The following is a 21902-nucleotide window of genomic DNA, read 5'->3' on the forward strand; positions in this document are numbered from 1 at the left end:
TTTAAATTCCCCTATATTTTTTGGGGATTTTTGGTGATTATTTATACATTAAAATTGTAGAGCTTCAAATACAAGCTCTTGGTTATCATTTAAGTAAATATGCACAGGTTTTTTAGTCACATGCTGAGGAATATCGTCCGCCACGCAATACGTGCCTGCAATAGATACCAATTCTGCTTCTAGGGAATGACAGAAAATTCGTGCCGCAATATTCCCGCCCGCGCCGGCAATGACTCTACCACGTACACTACCATAAATATGTATATTTCCTGAAGCAATCACTTCAGAACCGCTGTTGATGCCTGCGGTTAAAATAATGTCGCCCTGATGTTGTACCAAGCATTGACCTGTACGCAAAATTTCATCGTGATAAGACGTAATATGCGCTACAGCAGGTGTAGTTTCAGCAACTTGATTTTCCGTCTGTTGCTGTTCTGCCGCAGGTTCAGGTTTTACTTCAACCACTTGTTCTTTGGTGGCTTTCACTTCCTGCAATGGACGGTCTTGCGGGATGACAGGGAACTGAATAGCACGTGCCTGATCTGCCATAATGCCTTCAGTCACAGCAATTGGCTGTGCTTCTAGGCTAATTAGCAATTGAATTAGCGCAATCAATTCTTGTTCGACTGAACTTTCAATGACCACCAAAACCCCTGGTGGAAATGATTTTTGCAACATTGGGCTTAGTTGCTGGCGGATCGCATCATGATCATTGGTGTCTAAGCTAATGCGAATCGCATTGACCAATCTGCCTTTTATCCGTATGTCAGCCATAATAATTCCTTAACACTTCTAACTTTGCTGGTTGTTGAAGTCATCTTATAAATAGAGCAAATCCTAGAACAAATTGGGTGAATTCTCTAGTTCAGTTACTAAAAATATTTCACATTGTTTTAGCTAAAATTATCGAAAGACCTTTATGAAATATCGTGTTGTTGTCCTTCATTTAAAATTTGTTGCCATTGTTTAACTTTTACTTGTTTGCGAATTGCTTCTAAACTTTCAAATATCGCTGATTCTACTAATTTATCAATATGCTGATTATGTTCAATCTCAATCTGACTAATTTTTTCAGCAATCATTTGATAAGTTGGATTTTGTACTTGTTGATGCTGCTGTGCAAAAGGTTCAATTAAACCTTGGGTGATATTTTCGCCCAATCGTTGTCCGATACTTTGAATTTGCTGTTCAATACGTCCACCGACCAATGGAATCAGGCGCAGCAATTGCGTCAGTTCAGGCGTATCTTCAATGGCTTGATTCACCACCAACCCGACATTTTTCGCAATCATGTGACGCTGCATTTGTAATTCTTTGCCTAAGGATTCCTGCAAAATATCGGCTAGGGCAATCGCGAGTAATTGACGATGATGCTCGACCAAATCATCAATAAATTGTTTGTGAGTGGTACTGGTGGTCAATTCACGTTGCACACCATTAAGTACCGTGAGCACCACACGGCTACTCAGTTCTTCCATTAGCAAGTTGTAGTAAAAGTTGCCGCGTTTATACCAACTGTCTGGAATGACTTTATAGCCATGGCTATGCAGGTTGTAACCAATCGCGATGGCACGTAATAAACGTAAAAAACGCAATTGCGGAATAATTGCAAGAATTTCATACCAGTGAATAAACGGGAAAAACCACCAACGCTGATGATGTTTGAAAATAATTGCAATACCCCAACGCACGCCCAACTCTACAATTAAAAACGTGGTAAACCAGCCTTCGGTAATCACCACCCAAGGGCGCAATTCTGTTCGATAAAACTGTAAAATTTCAGGTAGACGAATAAAATCGAACAACCATTCGCCAAAATCACTCATTAAAATGGCATTGGCACTTAAACAGAACAAGTTAAAGATGATTAAACCCATCAAAAACAAGTCATAAGCCAAGGCAATTTTCCATCCCCATGAATCTTTACGCAGGGGATGAAAAGAGGATTTGATGACAGGTTCTTCAGACTTTTTCATGGCGTACCTGAATGGTTATGCAGTCGGAGCTGCAAGTTTTTGTTGCATGCTTTCAATCAATTGATCTTTTTCCAGCCACAGTTCATGCACCCATTGCTGAAAACGCTCACGATATTCAGCATCATCTTCGTAATTGCCGCCCAACACCCAATCTGGAATATTAATTTTGCGTAAATTCACCGCAATGCGCGGCACCTCACCTAACCAAAACTCGCTATAGCCCGGCACGCCATCTGGGTACACAATGGTCATATCTACCAAGGCATCAATTTGATCACCCAAAATATTCAATGCCAAAGCTAAACCACCAGCTTTTGGCTTTAATAAATGTTGATAAGGCGATTGTTGTTGATCATGTTTTTCTTGGGTAAAGCGTGTGCCTTCTAAATAATTCAGCAGGGTAAAGGGCTGACTTAATAACTGTTGGCAGGCTTTACGCGCTTCTTCCATATCGCGGTCTTTCAGCTCAGGTTTTTTGGCAATTTGTGCTTTGCTGTGACGCTTCATCATTGGGAAGCCTAAAATTTTAAAGGCTTGTCCTACAAAGGGAATAAAGATCAGTTCCCACTTGGTAAAAAAGCGGGTCAATGGCATACGGGTTAAGCCAAAATACTGATTTACTGTGGTATCGACCCAACTTTGATGGTTACAGGTCATGAGATAACGACCTTGCATGCTCAGTTGCAAATCTTCATCAATGCTGATATCCCATTGGGTATTGGGTAATACATGATCAATCAGCCAGTTGTTTACACTGAGCCAACTGTTGGTAATTTGAATATTGGTTTCATCGACCTTACGTGACTGCTTTAACAGTTTGGTTAAGCCCAAAGCCAACACAGGAGGGCCGTGAAAAAATGTACTGCCAGTGATGACTGTACCCACGGTGAGACCTTTTGTGATTTTTTTTAATAAAGGGTGTTTCTTTGCTTGCGATGACATATAAATCAATCCTGAAGATAAATCGTCCAATGCGTCACGTGTTTGTAGATGACTCCAATATAAATGTTGTTTTTAAAATAAAAAAGTGTTGAAGTGAAAGTGTGTAGAAATTGTGATGAAGTTATACCAAGATTTGTACATGATCATGTATATTTGTAAGTAAAAGTTTTTTTATTAACAAAAAATCAATGGTCTAAGTATATTTTTTCATTCAATATTCAGCATATACAACAAAACACAAGTAAGGAGGCATGCCATGCGTGCATTAGCAATTTCGGCAGCAGTCGTAGGGGCAATGGTTTTAACTGGTTGTCAAACGACTGGTAACAACCTTGGTGGTATGGAATATGACAAAACTGCGTTAGGCACAGTAATTGGTGCTGCTGCGGGTTATGGCGTCTCTAAAGGTAACGCAAATACAAGCGCACAAAACAACCGTGCTGCAGCGATTGGTGCTGTAGTGGGTGCTGCTGCGGGTGTTTATCTTGACAATAAAGAAAAACAACTTCGTCAACAAATGGCTGGTACAGGCGTAGAAGTAAACCGTAATGCCGATGGTTCTGTTGGCTTGATCATGCCGGGTAACATCACGTTTGATACTAACAAATCAAACATCAAACCAAACTTCTATTCTACCTTGGACAAAGTAGCGCAAACGCTAACCCAAGATAACAAGAGCGGTATTTTGGTAACAGGTTATACTGACAGCACTGGTAACGACGCAATCAACATTCCATTGTCACAAGCACGTGCACAATCGGTTGCAAACTACTTGGCTAGCCGTGGTGTATCAACTTCACGTATTAATGCACAAGGTCACGGTGCTGCAAACCCAATCGCATCGAATGCTACTGCAGAAGGTCGTGAGCAAAACCGTCGTGTAGAAATCAGCATTTATGCAATCCAATAATCTGGCATTGTATAGATTGTAAAGAACCGCCTTCGGGCGGTTTTTTTATGCAAGCAATTTCTAGGGTCTACTCAGCAAATAGACAATGACGTCTAAAGTAGCATTTTAGATTAGTCATCTTTGGCGGAGATGACTATAATCGAGCTCGAACCGAAATAGAGGAAATACTATGACACTGGCAAGTCAGTTAAACGACAAGCAACTTGAAGCGATGAAATACACTCAAGGACCCTTGTTAGTGCTTGCAGGTGCAGGTTCAGGCAAAACTTCGGTGATTACCCGAAAAATTGCCTATTTGGTTAAGCATTGCGGGATTCCTGCGCATCGTATTACAGCGATGACTTTTACCAACAAAGCAGCACGAGAAATGAAAGAGCGTGTGACCAAATTGTTGTCACGTGAAGAAGCTAAAGGATTATCGGTTTCGACTTTCCACACCTTTGGTCTGAATTTATTACGTTTTGAATTAAAACACACGCCGTTAAAAGCCAACTTCTCTATTTTGGATGCCGATGACTGTAAACGTATTCTGATGGATTTAATGCACCGCGATAATTTGTCGGGTGCAGAAAGCAAAGAATTGATTGCCAAAGCCATGAAGATGATTTCGGACTGGAAAAATGATCTGATTGCACCAGAGCAGGCGCATACCACCTGCGAAACGCCAGAAGACATCCAGTTTGCACATTTATATCAACTTTATGAACGTAATTTACGTGCCTATAACGCGGTAGATTTTGATGATTTAATTGTAATGCCGACACGACTTTTGCAAGAAAATGCCGAAGTGCGTGACAAGTGGCAAAACCGTGTTCGTTATTTATTGGTCGATGAGTATCAGGACACCAACACCGCACAATATATCTTGGTGAAATTACTTGTGGGCGTAATGGGGCAGTTCACTGCGGTAGGTGACGACGACCAATCGATTTACGCTTGGCGCGGTGCGAAGCCTGAAAATATGGCCTTGCTGAAAGATGATTTCCCGAATTTAAAAGTGATTAAACTTGAGCAAAACTATCGCTCGACCAGTCGCATTTTAAAAGCGGCCAACACCGTCATTGGCAATAATCCACATATTTTTGACAAAAAACTGTGGTCAGATAAAGGTCATGGTGAAGTGATTCGGGTAATTACATGCCGCAATGATGATGATGAATCAGAACGCGTGGTTAAAGACTTACTCACGCATAAACTGATGAATGGTAAAAGCTGGAAAGATTATGCAATTTTGTACCGAGGGAACTTTCAGGCACGTATTCTGGAAACCCAATTACGTCAAATGCAAATTCCTTACAAGCTTTCGGGGGGGCAGTCATTCTTCGCACGTGCTGAAATCAAAGACATCATGAGTTATTTGCGTCTGATTATTAACCCTGAAGATGACAGCGCATTCTTACGCATTATTAACACGCCTAAACGCGCGATTGGTCCTGTGACTTTGGAAAAACTAGGGCTGTTTGCACAGGAAAACCATTTGTCATTATTGGCTGCTGCAGGTGATCAGCGCCTAACCATGGCAATTCCGAAAAAAGCCACGACGCAGTTGGCAGAGTTTTCAGATTTTATTAGCAATTTTACGCGTAACTTATTGGAAGATGATGAACCTGTGCCAATCATCCGTCAAATGATGCTCGAAGCAGGTTATATCGACTACATTAAAGAGCAAGCAGCTACCCCTGCGCAGGAAAAAACCAAGCTAGATAATATCGAAGTTCTATATAGCAGCATCCAAAGTTTGATTAACCGTGCTGAAGATGTCGATGAAAAGAATATTGAAAGCGTGATTCGTAAAATGGTGCTGCTCGATATGCTCGAACAGCAACAGGAAGAAGAAGACACTGATAAAGTCAATTTACTCACCCTGCATGCGTCCAAAGGCTTGGAATTTCCGTACGTGTATTTGATTGGTTTGGAAGAAGAGCTTTTACCGCATAAAAACTCAATTGTGGCAGATACTGTCGAGGAAGAACGCCGTTTGATGTACGTGGGGATTACTCGTGCACGTCAGGGCTTAACCATTACTTTGGCAGAGCAGCGCAAAGCGGGCGGGCAAATGAAACAAATGACCCCAAGTCGTTTTTTGGATGAATTACCACAAGATGAATTGGAATGGCTCGGACGTAAGAAAAAGTTAGCCGGTGATGTCGATCCGAAATTACAGGCACAGCATTATTTGGAAAATTTACGTGCCTTAATCAAGCGCTAATTTTTTGAAAATACTTAGGGCATTGATGCAAGTACAGCATCAAATGGCACATCGAAAATCGAAAGAAAATTGAAAATTTAAAAACAGGATAAACTTCATGAAAGTTCAAGTTAAAGTCTTAGATTCACGTTTAGGCACAGAATGGCCAATGCCAACTTATGCAACCGCAGGTTCGGCAGGTTTGGACTTACGTGCTTGTGTAGACAGCAGCACCGTGATTGAGCCGGGTCAAACAGTCTTGGTCAAAACAGGTTTAGCGATTTATATTCAAGATACAGGTTTTGCAGGCATGATTTTGCCGCGTTCAGGCTTGGGTCACAAACATGGCATCGTGTTGGGGAACTTGGTGGGTTTGATTGATTCAGATTATCAGGGTGAATTGATGGTTTCGGTGTGGAACCGTAGCCAAACAGCATTTAGCTTAGAACCTGGTGAGCGTTTAGCGCAATACGTTTTGGTTCCTGTGGTACAGGCCAAGTTTGAACAAGTAGATGAATTTGTTGCCACCGAACGTGGTGCAGGTGGTTTTGGGCATACGGGCAAAAACTAAGTTACTTAGGTTTCAGCCTATATCGTTTGGTAAAGTTTTATCTGAAACTTTACCAACAATTCTTGAAAAGTAACGAAAGATGTACTAATAATGACAAGTAAATCACTAGCTCTGATGAGACCATTGCACATCTATTAAAAAATCTAATTAGAATTTTCAAAATATCTCGAGCCAAGATTTATTCACTTTATGTTGGCTCATCTTTGTAGTTGTAAGCCTATGAACAATCCACAAACACTTTTTCCTCAGCATATTTTTCGCGCTTACGACATTCGTGGTAAAGAAACTGTGCTGACTGTGAAATTGATAAACGCGATTGCACAAGGATTGGTGCAACAATATCAACAAGAAAAGCAAACTCAAATTAGTATTGGTTATGATGCGCGTTTAAATAGCCCCGCTTATGCTGAAATTATGCGCCAAGTCTTTCTTGCCCATCAATTTCAAGTGACGATGGTGGGTTGTTGTTCTAGCCCGATGTTGTATTTTATGGCACGACACACGGCAGGCAATGGCATTATGCTTACGGCCAGTCATAATCCAAAATCAGACAACGGCATTAAATGGATTGTGCAGGGCGAACCGCCAACCCCTGAAATGATTCAACACGTGGCACACGATGCAGCGCCATATTATTTAAATACCGATGCAGCACCATCCATCGCCTCACAACACGCCACTAATATTTCACATGAATTTATTGAAGATGCGTGTCAGCAATATCAGCAGGCAATGTTGAACGATATTCAACTGGCAGGCACTTTTAAAGTGGTTTTAGATGGGATGTATGGTTCGGCAGGTCATTGCGCTGCTTTGGTTTTGCAAAAAATGGGCTGTGAGGTGATTGCTTTACGCTGCGAAGCCAATGGTCATTTTCCAGAACATGCACCCGATCCATCACAAGAAAAACACTTACAACATTTAAAAGCTGCGGTGCGTGAACATCAGGCGGACATTGGCATTGCTTTAGATGGCGATGGTGATCGTGTCGTCCTCTTGGATGAACATGCCAATGTGCTTTCAGCAGATCGTTTGCTGTCTTTATTTGCAGAAATGTGTTTAAAAACTCATCCTCAGCATCAAGTGGTGTTTGATGTAAAATGCTCCACTATGGTGCGCAATACCGTGCGTGATTTGGGTGGCGAAGCGGTGATGATTCGCTCGGGCAGTACCTTCTTGCGGCGTTATTTGGCGCAGTCGCAAGGCAAGGCTGTGTTCGGTGGCGAATACGCAGGACATTATGTATTCAATGATGGACGTGGTTTTGGCTATGACGATGGTATTTACGCAGCGCTGCGCGTGTTGGAATATTTAAGCCACAGTAATTACAGCAGCCTTTCGGCATTGATGCAGAAATACCCTGAGCGTTGCTGCACTGAAGACACGTATATCAGCACACGGAATATTGAACCGAGTGCGGTTTTAAATGATGTTGAAAGTTCTAGCCATCGCAGTGGTGCAGAATTAAGTAAAATAGATGGTGTAAGACTTGATTTTGAAGATGGATTTGGCATTATTCGAGCATCCAATACAGGCGAATATTTTACGGTGCGTTTTGATGCCGATAATCCATCACGACTGAATGATATTCGCGATACATTTGTTTCCATGTTAAGTGAGCGATACCCTGAAATCGCCCAAGACATTTTAGATGCTCAATAAGGAGAGGCGAATGCCACATCAACAGACTGGTATCGACAAAGCGCAAATTTTGACTGAAGCTTTGCCGTATATTCAACGTTTTGCGGGCAAGACCCTTGTTGTGAAATATGGCGGCAATGCCATGACCGACCCTGAGCTGGAAAGTTCTTTTGCTCGTGATATCGTGTTGTTAAAGACTGTAGGCTTAAACCCGATTGTGGTGCATGGCGGTGGCCCACAAGTGGATTCTATGCTCAAGCAATTGGGACGTGAGTCTGACCGTATTGATGGCATGCGTGTCACCGATCCTACGACTATGGAAGTCGTAGAAATGGTCTTGGGTGGTAGCGTTAACAAATCTATCGTCAATCTGATTAACCAACATGGCGGTCGTGCCATTGGTTTGACGGGTAAAGATGGTAACTTGATTCGCGCACAAAAATTATTGATGCAAAAAACTACTGAAACAGGCGAACTACAACAAATTGACCTTGGTTTGGTGGGTGAAGTGGTGGGTGTCAAAACCGACGTGTTGGAAATGTTTACCAGCAGCGACTTTATTCCAGTGATTGCACCTTTAGGTGTCGATGATGCAGGCAATACCTATAACATTAATGCCGATTTAGTCGCAGGTAAAGTTGCCGAAGCATTGGGTGCGGAAAAGTTAATTTTGCTGACCAATATTACGGGTGTATTAGACGAAAATAAAAACCTGTTAACTGGTTTGACTACGCAGGAAGTAGATCGTTTAATTGATACAGGCGTGATTTACGGTGGCATGATTCCAAAAGTGGGTTGTGCATTGGATGCAGTTAAAGGCGGTGTAATCAGTGCACATATTGTAGATGGTCGTGTGCCACATGCTACTTTATTGGAAATCTTTACTGATCATGGTGTGGGAACATTAATTACCAACCGTGTCCAAACGCGTAAATAAAACTCTATAAGATGATCCCTAAAAGAGCTTCACAATTGAAGCTCTTTTTTATGTCAAATTTACGGCAAGAAACTGAAATTTTGTTGATTCAGCATCCTTGAAATTGCTTTGCACCTATCCTGCAATCTTAAAATTGTAGTCGCTAAAATCGCGGTCATCATAGTGTCATGCTGCTGTCCTAGTGTAGGAGAAAACATGAGGTATCTATGATGCTACAAAAATTAAATCAGTATCGTCAGCAGTTTAGCTTTCCTATGGTTAAAGTGGGTAAAGCACAGAAAAAAAACAGCAAAGCTACGCAATATGCGTTTGAATGGGTTGAAAATTTAAAGCAACTACAAGAAGTACAGCGCTTTCGTGCACAGCAATTTTCCAAGCAATTTGGCATTGAATTTGAATCGGCTTTAGATCAGGACTTGTACGATTTTGGCTGTGAACACGCCGTACTCAGAGATAAATCTACGGGTGAAATTGTTGCTTATACTCGTTTAAAACTTTGGCAAGGGCATGAGCTAGCCAACAGTTATAGTGCGCACGAGTTTAAAATTATAGATGAGTTAGGGCATCTCTCGAATATTGTCGAAATGGGGCGTACTTGTGTGCATCCACGTTATCGTTCAGGCAAAACACTCTCTATTTTATGGCTGAATTTAGTGCCTAAAGTGTTATGGGAAATGCGTGCCAAACACATGATTGGCTGTGTCAGTATTCGTTTGGAAGGTAATGAAGCACGCGCGTATCATACCCATCAAGCGATTCAACAATTGGCAGAAAATCAACGCTGCGATATTCAGTCACAGCAGCCGTTTGAGCCAAGTTGTCCAAGTCATAGCTTTAGCCAAGATGAACGAATACCTAAACTGTTTGATGTTTATCTGAAAATGAATGCTAAGCTGTCTGAGCAAGCATTTTATGACCGTGAGTTTAACTGTCTAGATTATTTTGTTTTGTTAGATGTGAAACAAATGGCGAAACATTTTATTCGCCAAAAGAAAGTGAAAGCATCTTAACTAGAATAATTAAGCAGAGATTTCTACAGCACTGCATATCTATGAAGTGGTACTGTAGAAATCTATTTATATTTTTCAGATTTGAATTATCCACATGGCTGATGCACAATAATCAGATAATTTCATTATTTGTATAAAGATAAGGCCTTATGTGTCAGTTGCTTGGAATGAATTGTGCGACACCTACCGATATTACCTTTTCATTTCGGGGATTTTCGCAGCGCGCAGGAATCACCTCAGATCATTCTGATGGCTTTGGCATTGCTTTTTTTGAAGATAAAGCTTGCCGTTTATTTGTCGATAACCAGTCTGCAGTGGAGTCACCCATTGCAGAATTGATCCGTAACTATCCCATCAAATCGCGTAATGTGATTGCCCATATTCGTAAAGCGACACAAGGCAAAATTAATTTAGAAAATTCACATCCGTTTAGTCGTGAGTTGTGGGGACGCCAGTGGATTTTTGCCCATAATGGTGATTTACATGACTTTCATCCACGTTTATCAGGTCGTTTTACCCCTGTGGGCAATACCGACAGTGAACGTGCATTTTGTTATTTGTTAGATCAATTGGTAAATCATTTTGGTTATGATGAACCGAGCCTGACGCAAATTTTTGACTTGTTAGCCGAAATTTCTCCTAAAATTGCAGAACATGGCACTTTTAATTTTTGTTTGTCCAATGGTCAGGCATTATTTAGTTATGCGGTGACCAAATTACATTGGTTGGTGCGTGCTTATCCATTTCAGCCTGCACAATTAATTGATTTAGATGTTGAGGTTGATTTTAGCCAAGTCACCACAGCAGAGGATTGTGTGGCAGTGATTACCACTGAACCCTTGACTCAAAATGAAACATGGACAGCATTTCAGCCAGGTGAAATGATTTTATTTCAACATGGACGCCCAATTAAAACCCAAATGACACATATTGCGCGTTTGGAACGTGAGCGTTTAAATCCTGAATTAAGACGGATCACCAAAGCGGATCAATACTAATTTATACGGGTATGTGTGGTTGAAAAATATTCATTTTATTATTGTATAATTCAATTAAATCAAGAATGAAAATGTATAAATTGGTTAATTAATAATTGATTCTTTTAGTCGGGTATTTTTGTTAAAATTTATTTAAATCAATGTCTTGTGTTGTTTTTGTGCGATTTAAACCAATCCCTACCAATTCGCTTCATTTTTATTTATGGGAAATACGGCTACCATTCCGCAATGTGATTAATCATTTATTTCTGTAAGGTGGTCGTATGAAGATGAAATGGGTTCCAGAATACAACACTGGTATCGATGTGATTGACGATCAGCATAAACGTATCCTCGATTATATTAATGAAATTGTTGAAATTAGCGATGGTACAGATCGAGCACGTGTAAAGCAGATTTTAGATAATATTATTGATTACACCCAGTCGCATTTTACGTTTGAAGAATCATTACAAGAAGAAGCGGGTTATAAATACCGCGTACCACATAAACGTGTACATGATTTATTCATTAAAAAAATTGAGTTTTATCGTGATCGTTTTGAAATGGGACAATCCATTGAAGGCGAATTGCATGAAGTTTTATCAAAATGGTTAATTAATCATATTCAACACGATGACGCCGATTATGTCGGTGCAGTGAAAGAGAATATGATGGGTATTATTAAGGAAAATGAGAAGAAGAAAGGTAAAGGCTGGTTCGCTCGTTTCTTCTCATAAGTCTGAAGCCATAAAAATGAAAGAATAAAAATTATAAATTTGCGCAGCAAACTGTCTAACGATAATTTGCTTTTTCTTTTTTGAGGTTTTGCTTTTCCTTGATGACAAAGGCAAAATAGCCGTAGATTTTTATTAGGACAGCGTCATGCAGGACAATGCTATGTCACGATGGTTATCGCCGCTGATGGCATTTGGTTTATCATTCATTATTATTGCCACACTCGCACCAATGACAGGTATTCAGGTTGAGCGTCAGCTCGACTTTTGGTTGTTGTGGTTAGCAACCATGCTGATTTTGGCATTACCGATTACTTATTTGGAAATTGCCTTAGCCAAACGCTCAAAAACGACAGCATTACAAGCACTTTTAAGTTTAACCCGTGATGCCGATGCTTCTCAAAAATGGCGTTTGGTGGGCTGGCTTGCAGTGGTGTTCATTCCATTTTTAGCAGGCGGTTTGTTGTCTAATGCTGCGCAAATTTTAAATCAATATGCCGCTGCAGACTTGGCTAGTCATGTCTTGTTTGTGATTGTGGCTATTTTCGCACTGGCATTGTCATTAGTGCCGCGTCAAATTTTATTGCTATGTACCGCTGTTGCTGTTGTGGCGGCTTTGGTTTTATCGATGGTGATGGGTTCAGAACTCCCTGCATGGCAAGTCACCTCAATTGAGTTTAGCGAATGGGGCAGTGCAACCGTTTTGGCTTTGGTGGCCAGTGGTTTAGGCATGGGCTTGTACTGGCAAACTAGTTTGCCGCAAGTACAGCAACAATCTGCAGCAACTTCAACGGTATTGCCAATTTGGATTGCTCAGCTATTGGCAGTCGTTGCTTTTGCATTCTTTGCCGTGCAAGCACAAATTCCAGCATTGGCTTTGGTGGTGGCAACTGTTGCAGCAGCAGCGGTTTTATTACAATTGGCACGTGAACAATTGGCACAACGTCAAATGGTGGTTGCGATTCAGTGGGTTGTATTGATTGCAGCAACTTTGGCTTGGGCAATTCCTGCCATTAGTCCTGTATTTAATTTTGCCTTATTGCTTTGGGGCTTAGTTATTTGTTTGATTTACGCTATTTTTGCAGGCTGGATTATGAAAATCAGCCATTTGCGTAAAGCCATGAACTTTAGCAGTGAAGCCTTTTATAACATTTGGCGTATTGCGGTACGTGTGGTGTTACCTGTATCTATCGTAGTGGCGATGGTGGCGTTAATTGGACAGTGGATCGCATGAGTCAAATGGCGCAGGTTTGGGTGGCGTATGCCACACCCGAACAACAATGGCATGTGGCTGTCGCATTTCAGCAGGGCATGACTGTACTGGATGCAATTCAGCAGAGTGGACTTGTGACAGCAACGACTTTACCTGAACCGTTGATGCTGGGTATTTTTGGTGTACGGGTTGAGCCGCAGCATGTATTACAAGCAGGTGATAGGGTTGAGATTTATCGTGCTTTGACCATTAACCCGAAAGATATTCGTCGTAAACGTGCCGCAAAGAACCCAGTAGGGCGTTATGCCAAAAGCAATCGCTTGAGACAATTGCAATGATTTAAAAAACCCCTCAGATGAATTTCAGTGAGGGGTTTCTTTTTATTCTAAAGCGGCTATAGTGGTGGCGCGTTGAGAATCGCTTCTTTCGATCCTGGTAGGCCTGGTTGAGATTCTGGAATCGTTTCCAATCCTTCAACTTTTTCTACAATACCATTTTGATTGAAAAAGATTTTCAAATGCTGACCATGCGCGGCAGGGATCTTGGCTTTTTTAGCATAAGTTCCTGGGATATAGTTGTAAATGTAGTCCCAACGTAATGGATTCATCGGGTCGGCGATGGTAGGACTGCCCAGCAAAAAGCGGACTTGTTGATGACTCATACCGACTTGGACTTTAGACGCTTGAGCTTGGGTTAAAGGTGTACCCTGTGGAATATCGACTTTATAAACGCCCAAGGTCGAACAGCCTGCGAGCAGTGAAGTGACCAATAACGTCAACATGATTTTTTGCATTTTGCTACACTATCCCAAATTAATTATGATGCATTTGATCTTGATCCAGTGTTAGATCATACTGCATCTTAACTTTGTTGCATATTCCAACTTTAATTTTGTTGAGAGACCTTTTTTCATGCCTATTTCAAATCAAGAATTACGCAAAGCTGGACTTAAAGTTACCCTTCCACGAATTAAAATCTTAGAATTATTAGAAAATTCAAAACAACATCATTTAAGTGCAGAAGATATCTACAAAACTTTACTCGATCAGGGTGAAGATGTGGGTTTAGCAACTGTGTATCGTGTGTTAACACAGTTTGAAGCTGCAGGCATTATTGAGCGTCATAATTTTGAGAACAATCATTCTGTGTTTGAAATTATGCAGGAAGATCACCACGACCACTTGGTTTGCTTGAACTGTAGCAAAGTGGTTGAATTTATTAACGATACCATTGAAAAAGAACAGCATGATGTGGCAGAGAAATTTGGTTTTGAGCTCACAGGGCACTCGCTGAATTTATATGGTTATTGTGATGCGCCAGAATGTCGTGAAGCCTTACGCAAGAAATAATTTGCTGTAAGCATAAAAAATAGGCTTCCGTATGGAAGCCTATTTTGTTTGTGTTTAAGCATTGTTGCGAAGTTATTGCCCATCGAAGGTAATATTCGAAGTTGCATGTAACAAGCGCTCGCCACCTTCTTCTGCAAGTTTGATTTGTAGACGCAAATCGTTTGGCGAGTCGGCGTGTTTAAGTGCATCTTTGTAGCTAATTTGCTTGGCTTTATAGAGGTCGTATAAAGCTTGGTCAAAGGTTTGCATACCCAACTCACGTGAACGCTTCATCAGGTCTTTAATTTCGTGCACATCACCTTTACGGATTAAATCTGCAATCAGTGGTGAGTTAATTAAAATTTCAATCGCAGCACGACGTGAGTTGCCATCAATGGTTGGAATTAACTGCTGTGCCACAATCGCTTTCAGGTTTAGCGATAAATCCATGAACAACTGGTTATGACGGTCTGCTTCAAAGAAGTGAATAATACGGTCAATTGCTTGGTTAGCGTTGTTGGCGTGTAGGGTGGCAAATACCAAGTGACCTGTTTCGGCAAAGGCAATTGCATAATCCATGGTTTCGCGGGAACGAATCTCACCAATCAGAATCACATCAGGCGCTTGACGCAAGGTATTTTTTAATGCGATTTCAAAGGAGTCGGTATCAATCCCGACTTCACGTTGGGTAATAATACAGCCCGCATGTTCATGCACAAATTCAATCGGGTCTTCAATGGTGATGATATGACCTTTAGAGTTTTGGTTGCGGTAACCAATAATAGATGCCAAAGAAGTCGATTTACCTGTACCCGTTGCGCCTACAAAAATGATGATGCCACGTTTGGTCATCGCCAAATCTTTAAGAATAGGTGGCAGTTTCAAGTCATCCATGGTCGGGATTTTGGTTTCAATCCGACGGAGTACCATGCCCGGCTCATCACGTTGTTGGAATGCGCTGACACGGAAACGTGCTGTTTTTTCACTGTTGGTAATCGCAAAGTTACATTCACGGGTTTCGGCAAATTCCTTGCGCTGTTTTTCACTCATAATTGAGTTAAGCAGCTGACCGACAATTTCACCTGTAAGTTTACTTTTGGCTACAGGCACAATTTGTCCATGAATTTTCATGGAAGGTTCAACATCGGCTGTAATAAACAAGTCAGACGCTTTTTGCTGAATCATTAAATTCAGTAAATCATTAAAGTCCATCGCGTATCTCGAATTTTAAACTTATAAGAATGATTCAGGCTGTTTTGCAACCGTACGAGCCGTTTGTGGGCTAATCACACCGCGCGATACCAAGTTTTTCAAACTCTGGTCAAGGGTGGTCATACCGTAGTTGGTACCAGTCTGAATTGCCGAGTACATTTGAGCTACTTTGTTTTCACGAATCAGGTTACGCACTGCAGGAATACCAATCATGATTTCATGCGCAGCTACACGACCACCACCATTTTTCTTGAGCAGGGATTGTGAAATGACGGCTTGTAAAGATTCAGACAACATGGCACGTACCATGTCTTTTTCTTCGGCAGGGAATACGTCAATCACACGGTCAATGGTTTTTGCTGCAGAGGTGGTGTGTAGCGTACCAAATACCAAGTGACCCGTTTCAGCAGCAGTCAGTGCCAAACGAATGGTTTCTAAGTCACGCATCTCACCCACTAGAATAATGTCAGGGTCTTCACGCAGTGCCGAACGTAATGCTTCGTTAAAGCCATGCGTATCACGGTGTACTTCTCGTTGGTTAACCAAACATTTTTTAGATTGGTGTACAAATTCGATTGGGTCTTCGACGGTCAGAATATGGTCGTAGCGATTGTCATTAATAAAGTCAATCATCGCGGCAAGTGTGGTTGATTTACCTGAACCCGTTGGGCCTGTCACCAATACCAAACCACGTGGATATTCACAAATATCTTTAAAGATTTGTCCCATGCCTAAATCTTCAAGGGTCAAAACTTTAGAAGGAATGGTACGGAATACTGCACCTGCACCACGGTTTTGGTTAAATGCGTTCACACGGAAACGAGCCACGCCTGGGACTTCAAAAGAAAAGTCCGTTTCTAGATTTTCTTCATAATCACGACGTTGTTTATCATTCATAATGTCGTACACTAATTTGTGTACTTCTTTATGTTCTAATGCTGGTAAGTTAATTCGACGAACTTCACCATCCACACGAATCAGTGGTGGCATGCCCGCAGATAAGTGTAAATCCGAAGCGCCGTTTTTAGCGGAGAACGCCAATAATTCTGTAATATCCATGAAAGTCCCCGAGATCAATTAAATCTTAATTATTTTGATAGAATAATACGGCTTTCCATCAGCTTAACCAACTGTTAGTTGCTGGACAAGGTAAAAAAAGATGAATGAAATGAGAAATGCATCAATGAATAATCTGCAGCTTATGCGCACTCAGGTTTTGCAACAAATTCAACAGGCATGCCAGTTGGCACAGCGCGAGCCAAATACGGTGCAATTGTTGGCAGTGTCTAAGACTCATCCGAGTGAAGCCTTGCGTGAAATGTATGCGACAGGGCAGCGCGCTTTTGGCGAAAATTATTTGCAAGAAGCTTTGGATAAAATGCAGGCCCTGAGTGATTTAGAAATTGAATGGCACTTTATTGGGCATGTGCAGCGCAATAAAACCAAACATTTGGCAGAAAAATTTGCATGGGTGCATGGGGTAGATCGTTTGATTATTGCCGAGCGTTTATCGAATCAGCGCGATGCTCAACAAGTGCCCCTGAATATTTGTTTACAAGTAAATATTGATGCGCAAGACACGAAGGATGGTTGTCAGCCGAGCGAAGTTGCAGAATTAGTCCGACAGATCAGCCAATTACCGCATTTAAAACTACGCGGTTTGATGGTGATTCCTGCACCTGATCATCCTCAAGCTTTTCAAGATGCCAAACAATTGTTTGATGCAGTGAAAGCACAACATGCACAACCTGAAGATTGGGATACTTTGAGTATGGGGATGTCGGGCGATTTAAATGCCGCAATTGCAGCAGGTTCAACTATGGTACGGATTGGTACAGCATTGTTTGGCGCACGTGACTATTCCAAGGCTTAATTGCTAGATGAACAAAGAATCTGCCAAGATTTTGCAAACATTATCTTGTACGTTTTGGCTGACATGAAATGCGGAATTTTGCGGCTAGTGCTGAAGGTTGGATTTTCTTAATATGAACTTATCGGGAAACAGGGAGTTTCCTAAATAAGAAGAATAAGAAATAGAACAACACGGAAGTGCTTGGTACGACAGGAGTTATACCAAAAACTGAATCTAGAAAGCCTCGACAGGATGTCGAGGCTTTTTTAGTTATGTATACTGTAAAGCTGTCAAAGTTTTGGCTTGTGTAGATTATTTTTAATGACCTTCACTATTTTTAGAAAGCGCCACTTCCGTCCAGTAAATAGGTGAAGTAGACATTCAAGATTTATTTTCTATCCAGATTCGAATACGGGCAATCAGTAAAAATAGCAGAAAACAGAACTGAAAGAAGCCTGTGAAAATGATGGTCCAACCGCTATTTCCAGGTGTTTTTCTTGCATCCAACTCAATGACTAAAGTGCAGACGGTGAGAATGATTTCAAAAATTAAAACCGCTTTAAAAACCCAAGGTTTAGGGAAACGTATTAACCATGTGAGAAAAATAATACTTAAACTGGGCAATACAGCAAAGAGAATAATCGTTTTTATATCCATAAAATTAAGTACTTAAAGTGTGGGTGATTTTAAAATAAATTCAATACAACTTCATGGAAGCCTAAAATCTGAAATCTCACAGTCATCTCAATAATTCTTCAATCGACAAATAATCTTCAGATTTTAGGCAGTATTGGCTTTAACCCACCACATTGACTTCACTTGCCCCTGCACCCACTGGTTTGACTTGAATTTGCACAGAAATTCGTTCGTGCATTTCCTGAATATGCGAAATCAGCACCACTTTACGTCCCTGACTTTGCAGATGGTCTAAGGCATTCATCACCATGTGCAAGGAAGTCGGGTCGAGAGTGCCAAAGCCTTCATCAATAAATAGCGATTCCAGTTTCATTGAGCCAGATGCCATATTGGCAATTGCTAGTGCCAAAGCTAAAGAAACCAAAAAGGTTTCGCCACCCGATAAAGACAGAACAGGGCGAATTTCACTGTTCATATCTAAATCAATAATCGCTAACCCCAAACTGTCAGGAATACGATGCAATTGATAACGCGAACTCAGTGGTAGCAATTGCTGATTGGCGTATTCCACCAAAATATCCAAGTGATGTTCTTGGGCAATTTTCTTAAATTTCGTACCTTCTTTATGCCCAATTAAATCGTAAATACGTCCCCAGCGGTATTCTTCAGCTTTGATACTTTCAATTTGAGTTTGATAGGTAGCAAAAATCCCTTGATTGGTGCTATTCAGGCGTAGCTGTGCCTCAATCTCATTATAGTTTTGCTGTTGTTTGGCTTTGTCTGTTTGCAGCGCTGCCAGTTGCGTGGTGACCTCGTCAAAACTCAGTTGTGGCTGTTGCTTTAAGTGTTTTTGATATTGCTCTTCCAATGTTTGCCAAGCCGTTTTAGCACTCTCCAAACTGTTTTGTTGTTGCTGCAGCATGTTGCGTATTTGCTGATGTTCGGCATAAGAAATCTGTAAACATTTATCAATGATGCTGGCTTGAAAATGCGTGTGTGTCGCTTGCCACGTTGCAATGTGTTGCTGACATTCAGTGTGTTGCTGCATGCGCTGTTGAATTCTACTATCCAAACCATGTTTTTGCAGTTGTAAGTCTTTTAACACCTGTTCTGCTTGATTAAGTACAGTTCGTTGTGTGCTAAGTGCAAGATTGAGTTGCTGTTGTTGCTGATCTAAAGCCTGCTGCCATTCTTGATAGGTCTGATATTCACATCCCGCATGAGTTCTTGTAAGCTGCTTAATTTGATCACGCAGCTCACTTCCTGCAGTTTTAATCTGCTGCAGTTGTAGGGTTTTCTCTGCATGTTGCTGTTGTAAAAATAGCAACTTTTCTTGCACTTGCTGCTGTTGTTGAGTCAGTTGTTCAATCGTTTTGCTCAGTTGAACTTGCTGCTGCTGCAAGTGATGACGTTGCTCTAACTGTTGTAAGGCATTTTGATAGTATTCAATCGGTTGATTGAGCCAAGCGTGTCTTTGTTCTGCATCTAAAAGCGACAATATAGGCTGTAAACGCTGAGCGAGGTCTTGGCGTTGTTGAATAGCATATTTGAGTTGTTCTGCCTGCTGTGCAGCATTGCGCCATTGTTTCAGGGTATCGTTTGCTTGTTGAATACTCTGCTGCAAGTGTTGAGTGGATTGATGTGTTGTTGCCCAATGTTGCTGTACGTGTTCAATTTGCTTTGCAACAGGCAGCGCTGCATCCAAATCTAAAGATAAGGATGTTGCAAGCTGTTGCACCAATGTCTGTTGTTGTTCAAGTTGCTGTTGCAGTTCAAGACTGCGTTGTTGTTGTTGATGATAAGTTGCATCGTATTGACTGCGAGCACGCTCCAATTGTTGTAGCTGTTTTTGCGCATGCTCAAATTCAGTTTTGGCCTGCTGCAATTGCTGATCCTGCAATTGGTTTAAAGCGTCACTGAGTAAATTTTCATGCTGGATAAACGGATGTTCATGGCTGCCGCAGACCATACAGGCTTCATTCGGTTTTAATTGGGCACGTAAATCCTGCACACTTTGATGCTGCAATAAACGCTGCTGTTCAAAGATCTGCTGTAATTGTTGCAAGGCTTGTTCAGTAATTTGCACTTGCTGCTGTTGGGTTTGAATTTGAGTCTGTGTCTGCTGTTGCAGACTTAAAGTTTCTTGCTGACGCTGTTGTAACTGCTCAAATAGGGTGGTCTGTTGTTGCCATTGTTCAAGTGCCTGTTGCAAGCGCTCTAAAACATGCACACTCTTTAAAGCATGTTGTAATTGCTGTTGCTCTGCCGTGAGTTGCTGCTCAAGTTGTTCAGGATGTTGATATTGTTTTTCCCAAACCAACAGTTGTTGCTGTGTATGTTGTTGTTGCTCAATTAAAGTATCTAATGCAGATTGGAACAGCGTAGGGTTTTGCTGACGTAGTTGCTGTTCAAGCTGCAAATAATCTTGCAGACGTTGCAACGTAAGGGCTAAATTATCATCAAAATTTGCCCATGCCGCAGTCTGTTTGAATTGCTGTTGTAAATGTTGCTGTTGTTGTTGCTCGGTTGCAAGTTGAGTCGTCAGTTGCTTCAAATTATTTTGCACAGGCTGAATTTGCTGCTCTGCAAATAATTTTTGTGCAGCATCCAAAGCGGTATATTGTTGAAGTTTGCTAGAAATTTCATGTTGTAACTGTGCCGCAATTTCAAGTTGTGGTTTCAATTGTTCAACATGCTGCTGCCATGCCTGAAGGTCTTTTTCCGCTTGCTGTTGCTGACTAATCGCTTGCTGTTGTGCGTATTCCGCTTGTTGCAAGTTTGGTTCAAATTTCAAAAGCTGCTGATTCAGATTTTTTAGCTCGGTATCTGCTTGCTGACGCAAGACAAATTGCTCGCGGATGGTTTGAAATTCATCTAAATGTTTGAGCAATTGTTTTTGAGAGGCGAGTTTAAGATCGGCATCGACTTGAACATCATATATTTCTTTTTTAGCTTGGGTGCTGGCATAGAGTTCATGGCAATCTTTGTGCCATTTCACATCATTTTCATACAGTTTTTCGGTTTGGGTCAGCAAAGCTAATTGTTGACTTAGGTCATGTTGTTGGGTTTCTAAGTCTTTTAGTGTTTCATCGCTGAGGAGCACCACATGCCCCATGACATTTTCAAGATCTGTTCGCTTTTGTTTAATTTCACTAAATTTAACGGCTGCACGTTTACTGACTTCGGTAAAAATTTGCGAATTGGTTAAATATTCAAGTAAATCTGCCCGTTCATGGTCTTTGGCTTTTAAAAATGCCCCAACTTCCGATTGTGCCAATAATACTGCGCGTGTGAATTGCTCAAAACTAAGACCAATCAGTTGTTCTACAATCGGCGTAGCTTCAGAAATTTTTTGATTTAAAACCCGTTGCTCATCTAGGCAGGTAATGGCACGTTCAACTTTTAAGTTTCCATCCACTTTGTTATGTGCACGGCGAATTTGCCAACGTGCCGAATAGCGTTTTTGATCAAGCGCGATAAATTCAAGTTCTGCAAAGCCAGAAGTCGTACCACGACGTAAAATATGTTTAGAATCTTTTAAGGAAATTTCTTTGCCTGCGGTATCGGTCAGACTGCCTGTAGCACCTCTCAAACGTGGAATTTCGTCATAAAGTGCCAAACACATGGCATCCAGCAAAGTCGATTTGCCTGCACCAGTTTTGCCCGTAATTGCAATTAAACCTGCCTGTGCCAGTGGCTCATCTTCAAAATTGATGACATGCGTGCCTGCCAAAGATGCCAAATTATTTAAACTTAAACGTAAAATTTTCAT

The 21902-nt window shown here is 41.2% G+C and carries 20 protein-coding genes; 12 read left to right on the forward strand and 8 right to left on the reverse strand.

Annotated features, from left to right (window positions below):
• Positions 1 to 48: 48 nt before the first annotated feature.
• The 3 genes from minC to FTV52_RS01620 form a co-directional block, all read right to left on the reverse strand.
• On the reverse strand, positions 49 to 774 hold the full coding sequence (gene minC, locus FTV52_RS01610) for a septum site-determining protein MinC (protein ID WP_004975296.1): 726 nt from the start codon (positions 772 to 774) through the stop codon (positions 49 to 51).
• Between the two features lie 143 nt (positions 775 to 917).
• Positions 918 to 1976: a hypothetical protein gene (locus tag FTV52_RS01615; RefSeq protein WP_004975298.1), complete on the reverse strand. Its 1059-nt coding sequence runs from the start codon at positions 1974 to 1976 to the stop codon at positions 918 to 920.
• Positions 1977 to 1991: 15 nt separating this feature from the next.
• Positions 1992 to 2918 (reverse strand): acyltransferase, encoded by a 927-nt coding sequence (locus FTV52_RS01620; protein WP_104852413.1) that lies wholly within the window; start codon positions 2916 to 2918, stop codon positions 1992 to 1994.
• Positions 2919 to 3174: 256 nt separating this feature from the next.
• On the opposite strand from FTV52_RS01620, the gene FTV52_RS01625 reads away from it, so the two are divergent.
• From FTV52_RS01625 to FTV52_RS01670, 10 genes are all read left to right on the forward strand, one after another.
• A complete protein-coding gene (locus FTV52_RS01625) occupies positions 3175 to 3828 on the forward strand; it encodes an OmpA family protein (RefSeq protein ID WP_179989608.1) in 654 nt (217 codons plus the stop codon).
• Positions 3829 to 3997: 169 nt separating this feature from the next.
• A complete protein-coding gene (locus FTV52_RS01630) occupies positions 3998 to 6037 on the forward strand; it encodes a UvrD-helicase domain-containing protein (protein WP_004975304.1) in 2040 nt (679 codons plus the stop codon).
• 97 nt (positions 6038 to 6134) lie between these two features.
• Positions 6135 to 6587: a dUTP diphosphatase gene (gene dut, locus FTV52_RS01635; protein WP_004975307.1), complete on the forward strand. Its 453-nt coding sequence runs from the start codon at positions 6135 to 6137 to the stop codon at positions 6585 to 6587.
• A gap of 219 nt (positions 6588 to 6806) precedes the next feature.
• The gene (locus FTV52_RS01640) at positions 6807 to 8249 is read left to right on the forward strand and encodes a phosphomannomutase/phosphoglucomutase (RefSeq protein ID WP_179989610.1); all 1443 of its coding nucleotides are present in this window, start codon (positions 6807 to 6809) and stop codon (positions 8247 to 8249) included.
• Positions 8250 to 8259: 10 nt separating this feature from the next.
• Positions 8260 to 9165, forward strand: a complete 906-nt coding sequence (argB, locus tag FTV52_RS01645; RefSeq protein WP_179989612.1) for an acetylglutamate kinase — start codon at positions 8260 to 8262, stop codon at positions 9163 to 9165.
• 209 nt (positions 9166 to 9374) lie between these two features.
• The gene (locus tag FTV52_RS01650; protein ID WP_168710353.1) at positions 9375 to 10175 is read left to right on the forward strand and encodes a GNAT family N-acetyltransferase; all 801 of its coding nucleotides are present in this window, start codon (positions 9375 to 9377) and stop codon (positions 10173 to 10175) included.
• A 149-nt stretch (positions 10176 to 10324) separates the two neighbouring features.
• Complete coding sequence (locus FTV52_RS01655; RefSeq protein ID WP_004975313.1) at positions 10325 to 11173, forward strand: class II glutamine amidotransferase; 849 nt, start codon at positions 10325 to 10327, stop codon at positions 11171 to 11173.
• Between the two features lie 263 nt (positions 11174 to 11436).
• Complete coding sequence (locus FTV52_RS01660) at positions 11437 to 11892, forward strand: bacteriohemerythrin (RefSeq protein ID WP_154320417.1); 456 nt, start codon at positions 11437 to 11439, stop codon at positions 11890 to 11892.
• A 145-nt stretch (positions 11893 to 12037) separates the two neighbouring features.
• Positions 12038 to 13123, forward strand: a complete 1086-nt coding sequence (locus FTV52_RS01665) for a hypothetical protein (protein ID WP_004975316.1) — start codon at positions 12038 to 12040, stop codon at positions 13121 to 13123.
• A complete protein-coding gene (locus FTV52_RS01670; RefSeq protein ID WP_004975319.1) occupies positions 13120 to 13440 on the forward strand; it encodes an RnfH family protein in 321 nt (106 codons plus the stop codon). The genes FTV52_RS01665 and FTV52_RS01670 overlap by 4 nt, the downstream gene beginning before the upstream one ends.
• Positions 13441 to 13496: 56 nt before the next feature.
• Here the strand turns inward: FTV52_RS01670 and FTV52_RS01675 are convergent, their stop codons facing one another.
• Positions 13497 to 13895 (reverse strand): outer membrane protein assembly factor BamE, encoded by a 399-nt coding sequence (locus FTV52_RS01675; RefSeq protein WP_004975323.1) that lies wholly within the window; start codon positions 13893 to 13895, stop codon positions 13497 to 13499.
• 118 nt (positions 13896 to 14013) lie between these two features.
• Between FTV52_RS01675 and fur the strand changes: the two genes are divergently transcribed.
• Entirely contained in the window at positions 14014 to 14451 is a 438-nt protein-coding gene (gene fur / locus FTV52_RS01680; RefSeq protein ID WP_004975325.1) for a ferric iron uptake transcriptional regulator, read from the forward strand.
• Between the two features lie 72 nt (positions 14452 to 14523).
• On the opposite strand, the gene FTV52_RS01685 is transcribed toward fur, so the two are convergent.
• Both FTV52_RS01685 and FTV52_RS01690 read right to left on the reverse strand, forming a co-directional pair.
• A complete protein-coding gene (locus FTV52_RS01685; RefSeq protein ID WP_179989614.1) occupies positions 14524 to 15642 on the reverse strand; it encodes a PilT/PilU family type 4a pilus ATPase in 1119 nt (372 codons plus the stop codon).
• Between the two features lie 21 nt (positions 15643 to 15663).
• Positions 15664 to 16701, reverse strand: a complete 1038-nt coding sequence (locus FTV52_RS01690; RefSeq protein WP_179989617.1) for a type IV pilus twitching motility protein PilT — start codon at positions 16699 to 16701, stop codon at positions 15664 to 15666.
• 124 nt (positions 16702 to 16825) lie between these two features.
• Between FTV52_RS01690 and FTV52_RS01695 the strand changes: the two genes are divergently transcribed.
• Positions 16826 to 17515, forward strand: a complete 690-nt coding sequence (locus FTV52_RS01695) for a YggS family pyridoxal phosphate-dependent enzyme (protein ID WP_131261727.1) — start codon at positions 16826 to 16828, stop codon at positions 17513 to 17515.
• 360 nt (positions 17516 to 17875) lie between these two features.
• Here the strand turns inward: FTV52_RS01695 and FTV52_RS01700 are convergent, their stop codons facing one another.
• Both FTV52_RS01700 and FTV52_RS01705 read right to left on the reverse strand, forming a co-directional pair.
• On the reverse strand, positions 17876 to 18151 hold the full coding sequence (locus FTV52_RS01700) for a hypothetical protein (RefSeq protein WP_004975329.1): 276 nt from the start codon (positions 18149 to 18151) through the stop codon (positions 17876 to 17878).
• A 139-nt stretch (positions 18152 to 18290) separates the two neighbouring features.
• Positions 18291 to 21902 (reverse strand): AAA family ATPase, encoded by a 3612-nt coding sequence (locus tag FTV52_RS01705; protein ID WP_179989618.1) that lies wholly within the window; start codon positions 21900 to 21902, stop codon positions 18291 to 18293.

Source organism: Acinetobacter sp. YH1901141 (genome assembly GCF_013416935.1).
Taxonomy (GTDB): domain Bacteria; phylum Pseudomonadota; class Gammaproteobacteria; order Pseudomonadales; family Moraxellaceae; genus Acinetobacter; species Acinetobacter towneri.

Coding starts and splice junctions, on each gene's coding strand:
- FTV52_RS01700 (WP_004975329.1), bottom strand. CDS start 18,151: ATGGATATAAAAACGATTATTCTCTTTGCTGTATTGCCCAGTTTAAGT.
- FTV52_RS01685 (WP_179989614.1), bottom strand. CDS start 15,642: ATGGACTTTAATGATTTACTGAATTTAATGATTCAGCAAAAAGCGTCT.
- FTV52_RS01675 (WP_004975323.1), bottom strand. CDS start 13,895: ATGCAAAAAATCATGTTGACGTTATTGGTCACTTCACTGCTCGCAGGC.
- FTV52_RS01630 (WP_004975304.1), top strand. CDS start 3,998: ATGACACTGGCAAGTCAGTTAAACGACAAGCAACTTGAAGCGATGAAA.
- argB (WP_179989612.1), top strand. CDS start 8,260: ATGCCACATCAACAGACTGGTATCGACAAAGCGCAAATTTTGACTGAA.
- FTV52_RS01695 (WP_131261727.1), top strand. CDS start 16,826: ATGAATAATCTGCAGCTTATGCGCACTCAGGTTTTGCAACAAATTCAA.
- FTV52_RS01615 (WP_004975298.1), bottom strand. CDS start 1,976: ATGAAAAAGTCTGAAGAACCTGTCATCAAATCCTCTTTTCATCCCCTG.
- FTV52_RS01660 (WP_154320417.1), top strand. CDS start 11,437: ATGAAGATGAAATGGGTTCCAGAATACAACACTGGTATCGATGTGATT.
- FTV52_RS01625 (WP_179989608.1), top strand. CDS start 3,175: ATGCGTGCATTAGCAATTTCGGCAGCAGTCGTAGGGGCAATGGTTTTA.
- FTV52_RS01655 (WP_004975313.1), top strand. CDS start 10,325: ATGTGTCAGTTGCTTGGAATGAATTGTGCGACACCTACCGATATTACC.
- FTV52_RS01690 (WP_179989617.1), bottom strand. CDS start 16,701: ATGGATATTACAGAATTATTGGCGTTCTCCGCTAAAAACGGCGCTTCG.
- minC (WP_004975296.1), bottom strand. CDS start 774: ATGGCTGACATACGGATAAAAGGCAGATTGGTCAATGCGATTCGCATT.
- FTV52_RS01650 (WP_168710353.1), top strand. CDS start 9,375: ATGCTACAAAAATTAAATCAGTATCGTCAGCAGTTTAGCTTTCCTATG.
- fur (WP_004975325.1), top strand. CDS start 14,014: ATGCCTATTTCAAATCAAGAATTACGCAAAGCTGGACTTAAAGTTACC.
- FTV52_RS01665 (WP_004975316.1), top strand. CDS start 12,038: ATGCAGGACAATGCTATGTCACGATGGTTATCGCCGCTGATGGCATTT.
- dut (WP_004975307.1), top strand. CDS start 6,135: ATGAAAGTTCAAGTTAAAGTCTTAGATTCACGTTTAGGCACAGAATGG.
- FTV52_RS01705 (WP_179989618.1), bottom strand. CDS start 21,902: ATGAAAATTTTACGTTTAAGTTTAAATAATTTGGCATCTTTGGCAGGC.
- FTV52_RS01670 (WP_004975319.1), top strand. CDS start 13,120: ATGAGTCAAATGGCGCAGGTTTGGGTGGCGTATGCCACACCCGAACAA.
- FTV52_RS01620 (WP_104852413.1), bottom strand. CDS start 2,918: ATGTCATCGCAAGCAAAGAAACACCCTTTATTAAAAAAAATCACAAAA.
- FTV52_RS01640 (WP_179989610.1), top strand. CDS start 6,807: ATGAACAATCCACAAACACTTTTTCCTCAGCATATTTTTCGCGCTTAC.